Origin of the sequence: Microcoleus sp. BM001215392, assembly GCF_036700185.1 — a bacterium.
Classification (GTDB): Bacteria; Cyanobacteriota; Cyanobacteriia; order Cyanobacteriales; family Microcoleaceae; genus Microcoleus.
Map to the genome: position 1 here is coordinate 1 of NZ_JAUBOJ010000489.1, position 4,706 is coordinate 4,706.

Annotated in this window: 5 protein-coding genes; 3 read left to right on the forward strand and 2 right to left on the reverse strand. The window is 43.6% G+C overall.

What is annotated here, in order from left to right; genetic code table 11:
- Positions 1-235: 235 nt before the first annotated feature.
- Complete coding sequence (locus QT974_RS31265; RefSeq protein WP_333472265.1) at positions 236-658, reverse strand: hypothetical protein; 423 nt, start codon at positions 656-658, stop codon at positions 236-238.
- A 288-nt stretch (positions 659-946) separates the two neighbouring features.
- Here QT974_RS31265 and gnd point away from each other — a divergent pair, with 288 nt between their 5' ends.
- Together gnd and QT974_RS31275 are read left to right on the forward strand one after the other, a co-directional pair.
- Positions 947-2,401 (forward strand): decarboxylating NADP(+)-dependent phosphogluconate dehydrogenase, encoded by a 1,455-nt coding sequence (gnd, locus tag QT974_RS31270; RefSeq protein ID WP_333472266.1) that lies wholly within the window; start codon positions 947-949, stop codon positions 2,399-2,401.
- Between the two features lie 110 nt (positions 2,402-2,511).
- Positions 2,512-2,988, forward strand: a complete 477-nt coding sequence (locus QT974_RS31275) for a restriction endonuclease (protein ID WP_333472267.1) — start codon at positions 2,512-2,514, stop codon at positions 2,986-2,988.
- Here the strand turns inward: QT974_RS31275 and QT974_RS31280 are convergent.
- On the reverse strand, positions 2,972-3,325 hold the full coding sequence (locus QT974_RS31280; RefSeq protein WP_333472268.1) for an SMI1/KNR4 family protein: 354 nt from the start codon (positions 3,323-3,325) through the stop codon (positions 2,972-2,974). The two genes, QT974_RS31275 and QT974_RS31280, sit on opposite strands and share 17 nt — an antisense overlap.
- 247 nt (positions 3,326-3,572) lie before the next feature.
- On the opposite strand from QT974_RS31280, the gene QT974_RS31285 reads away from it, so the two are divergent.
- Positions 3,573-4,598: an IS4 family transposase gene (locus QT974_RS31285; RefSeq protein ID WP_333472269.1), complete on the forward strand. Its 1,026-nt coding sequence runs from the start codon at positions 3,573-3,575 to the stop codon at positions 4,596-4,598.
- Positions 4,599-4,706: the final 108 nt, after the last annotated feature.

The window sequence follows — 4,706 nt, forward strand, 5'->3', positions numbered from 1 at the left end:
CTCTTTGAGAGGACTTTCGCTATGAGACGGGGGTTTGAAACGAACGGCGGACTTGTGGGCTAACGTGAGGATTTTGGCGCGGGTGATTGTGATAAATTATCGGAGATTTGCGATCGAATTCTCTCGCTGCGTGGCGAGAAACCCGGTTTCTATGAAGATTTTCTGCCCAGTACGAGAGATATAGGAAGAAACCGGGTTTCTGGGATGATTGTGCCTCCTTCAAGTCGATGAGCAATTATCTCCCCGTCAGCGTATCCGCATAAGGATCGGGCAAAGCTTGCTGCACCTCCAACACCGACAAAGAATCCCCACTTACAGGTTGGCTAATTGACTTTTTTTTTAGCCCGTCCCCCCGCATATCGCGCTCTTGCAACTTCAGCAATTCCTCCTGATAAACAGCAATGATTCGCCCCAAACTGCTCGCCAAATCATCCCAATTATCATCTCCCACCAACTTCTCAGAAATCCCCTCAAACAACTCTCCAGCCTGCCGTTTCTGCACGTAAGCCTTCAACAGCTTTCCCGACTTTTGCAAAACCGCCTGATAAATCTCCCCATCCGACCACCACAGCCCCTGTTGACTCAGCAGCCAAGTTAAAATATACTCCCGAGCGTGTTGCTCCTTCACCCAAGCCGCCAGATACTGCAAATCTTCCATAATTACAACAATCTCCTAAATTTTCCTCAAAATGTCCGCTTATCTGTATCTATCGTTACTGCGATCGACATAATACCTGCCTTATCATCACCTGCCCGCGTCATTAATAATTCTTAAATCTTAAAAAAACCTACTGATTTACCAAACAGCAATTCTTACAATATAAAAATAAACCTAAACCACCTCGGTCTCTTGTCCAATACTTTTAGTCCACCGGAAAGCGCTACACCCCGCCTCGCTTTCCTCTCTCCCAAATCAATCCTCAAGCGGAACTAGCGGGTTATTAGCATGACAAAGCAAAATTTTGGTTTAATCGGTCTAGCAGTGATGGGCGAGAACCTAGCCCTCAACGTCGAAAGCAGAGGCTTCTCCGTAGCCGTGTACAACCGCACAGCAGCAAAAACCGACGAATTCATGGCGAAACGCGCCCCCGGCAAAAACATTGTAGCCGCCAAGACTCTCACAGAATTCGTCGATGCCCTCGAAACCCCGCGCCGCATCTTAGTTATGGTGCAAGCTGGCAAACCAGTAGATGCGGTCATCGACCAGCTCAAACCCATGCTGTCAGCGGGCGACATGATTATTGACGGCGGCAATTCGCTCTACGACGACACCGAACGCCGCACCAAAGATTTAGAAGCAGCGGGACTCGGATTTGTCGGTATGGGCATCAGCGGCGGCGAAGAAGGCGCCCTCAACGGTGCTAGCTTGATGCCCGGCGGCACCCACGCTGCATACGGCATCCTAGAGCCAATTCTCACCAAAATTGCAGCTCAAGTAGATGACGGCCCCTGCGTCACATTCATCGGCCCTGGGGGTGCCGGTCACTACGTGAAGATGGTTCACAACGGCATTGAGTACGGCGATATGCAGCTCATTGCTGAAGCCTACGATTTGCTGAAAAACGTCGGTGGACTCAGCGGTCAAGAGTTGCAGGAAGTGTTTGCCGAATGGAATACCACGGACGAACTCAACTCGTTTTTGATTGAAATTACGGCTAATATTTTCAAATACATTGACCCGGAAACTAAGCAACCCTTAGTTGAGGTAATTATGGACGCCGCCGGTCAAAAAGGTACTGGTCGCTGGACGGTGATGAGTGCTTTGGAATTGGGCGTCAGCATTCCCACAATTATCGCTGCTGTGAATGCGAGAATCATGTCTTCTTACAAAGCAGAACGTGTGAAAGCTTCGCAAGAACTGACGGGGCCTACCACCAAGTATGAAGGCGATCCTAAGGAGTTTGTGAACAAAGTTCGGGATGCGCTTTACTGCTCGAAGATTTGCTCCTATGCCCAAGGTATGGCGCTGTTGAGCGCGGCCTCGAAGTCCTACGGTTATGAGTTGAGTTTGAGCGAAATTTCTCGCATTTGGAAGGGCGGCTGCATTATTCGGGCTGGATTTTTGGACAAGATTAAAAAAGCTTTCAAGGACGATCCCGCACTGCCGAATTTGCTGTTAGCGCCGGAGTTCAAACAGAGCATTCTCGATCGCCAATCAGCTTGGCGCGACGTGTTGTCTACCGCTAGCCTGCTTGGTATCGCTGTACCGGCCTTCAGCGCGTCCCTGGACTATTTCGACAGCTACCGGCGCGAAAGATTGCCACAAAACGTAACGCAAGCTCAGCGCGATTATTTCGGGGCTCACACCTACGAGCGCACCGACAAACCGCGCGGCGAATTCTTCCACTCTGAGTGGACTCAGACTGCTAAAGAGTCGCTGCAAACCGGTACTGCTGATTAATTAGTTTTTGTGGGGTGCTTAGGGCGCATCTAAGGACTGAAGTCCTTACTACAAACTAATTATTGTAGGGTGCGCACTGCGCACCTTACGAATTTATCTGGGGTTGTAATATGTTAGATTTTATATTAATAGCCGCTCTAGTTATCGCTGTGGTAAGTATGATTCTTGAATGGGTAGATCCATTCAAAGAAGAAGACCCGAGAAAATCCTTATTAGAAAGTTTTATTCTTGAAATTGATGAAATGACTGGAAAAGAGTTTGAAAATTTTCTAGCTGTCCATTTTAGAATTTGTGGTTATAGTGTTACTTTAACTCAGGATAGTCAAGATTATGGGGCGGATTTAATTTTATATAAAGACGGCTCAAAAACCGTGGTTCAAGCGAAAAGAAGCAAAAATCCAGTTGGGATTAAAGCAGTTCAAGAAGTAGCCGGAGCCGTCAGACATTACAAAGGAAATAGAGCAATAGTAATCACCAACAACAGATTTACAGAAAACGCTTGCAAACTTGCTAAATCTAACGACATAGAGTTATGGGATCGAAAAAAACTTATCGAATCAATCCTGATAGCTAAGCATTGTAACTAAATGTCATTTCCTCCGAGTACCATTCGTCAGACGGATTTGAGTTGACTTGCTGCCAAACTTCTGGCTCGGGAATAGCTAGCTCTCTTATTTTTATTACCCAGTAAACTACTGCTTGGTTCTCTTCCATAAAAATCAAGAAATCATTGTCTTCAAAAAGTTCTGTAATATCGAAAAGCACATTGTGTGCCTTGTTCAACTCTGATAAATTTCCAACTATTCTGTAGTAGTCGCGAAAAAAGGCTGGAAGTTGGAAACTCAGAATCTTTTCTGCTTCCCTGATTTGGTTGTCAGACAAACCATCAGCGACTTGAGGATTTATACCAAGATGTCTTTGCACCAGTTTTGCGTATCCTGAAATATAGCTGACGGGGCGACAGGTCGCCTGAAAGTCATACAGTCCGGCAACTCTAGACAAATAGCCTGAAAAAAGATAGGGTAAGAAAGCTTCTTACCCAAAAAACAATTAAATGATACCAGAATTGTATCATGCCCATTTGTCAGAAAAGCTGACACGTTCTAATTACTTAGTGACAATTTTATTGATTCAAGTAGTGCAATCGATTAAAGAAGTCACATTATAAACCATAGCGACAAAACTAGCAATACCTATTAATTTTGAAAGTAGAAGAAAAAAACTTCAGAGATTTTTATCAGAGAATGAATGGAGTATAGATAATATTTGGTTGCCACTGGTGATTGGTTGGATTAAAAGTAGTGTCAAACAAAATAAGGTTGTATATTTAGCAATAGATCGAACCAAATGGCAATCAAATAATATTTTGATGGTCAGCATGATTTGGCGAAAAAGAGCCATTCCTATTTATTGGCAAGCCCTTGACAAACAAGGGAACAGCACATTGGAAAATCAACAATTTGTATTAACGCCAGTATTCGCCGCCTTATCAGATTATAAATTGCTCGTGTTAGGAGAGCGTGAATTTTGTAGTGTTACCCTGGCAAATTGGCTCAGGGAGAAGAAAGTAGATTTCTGTTTACGACTAAAAAAGAATGTTTGTATCAAGACAGAAGAGGAGTTATGGACTGAACTAAAAATGCTAGGGTTAGAGCCAGGAAATAGCTTTTTAAATCAAGAAGTAACAATTAGAAAAACCGCACCCATTAAGGGGTTTAATCTAGCAGGTAAGTGGCTGGGCAAATATCGAAATATTACTACAGAAGAACCTTGGTATATTCTGACCAGCTTGGCAGATATACAAGCAGCAGTTGATGCCTATGCAAAAAGATTTGGAATTGAAGAAATGTTCAGAGACTTTAAGAGTGGAGGATATAACCTAGAAAGGACTAATCTCACCGGTGAGCGATTGAGTAAATTATTAATTTTGTTGTCACTAGCATACTTGAAGAGTATAATCCAAGGGATAGAAATTAAGTCAAAGCAAGTTCAAGAATATCTAAGTAGAAAAACAGAAAATCACAGAAAATATGCACGTCATAGCACTTTTTATATTGGACTTTGGGGTGAATCATGGGTCGATTCGATGTTTAGTAATTGGCAGGTTATTGTTGAATTAATGTCTTTGTATCCACATAAACTACCTAATTATCAACAAGGCATAAGAGCTATGAGGCTTATTCTATCAGCGTTATAGGTGACTTGTCGCCCCGACAACCCAGATCGGTATCCTTTCTCTATTTTTTGTTGAATCAGCAAAAACAACAAAGCCCCTATCTGGAGTGCAGAAAGAGGCTTTGGTTAT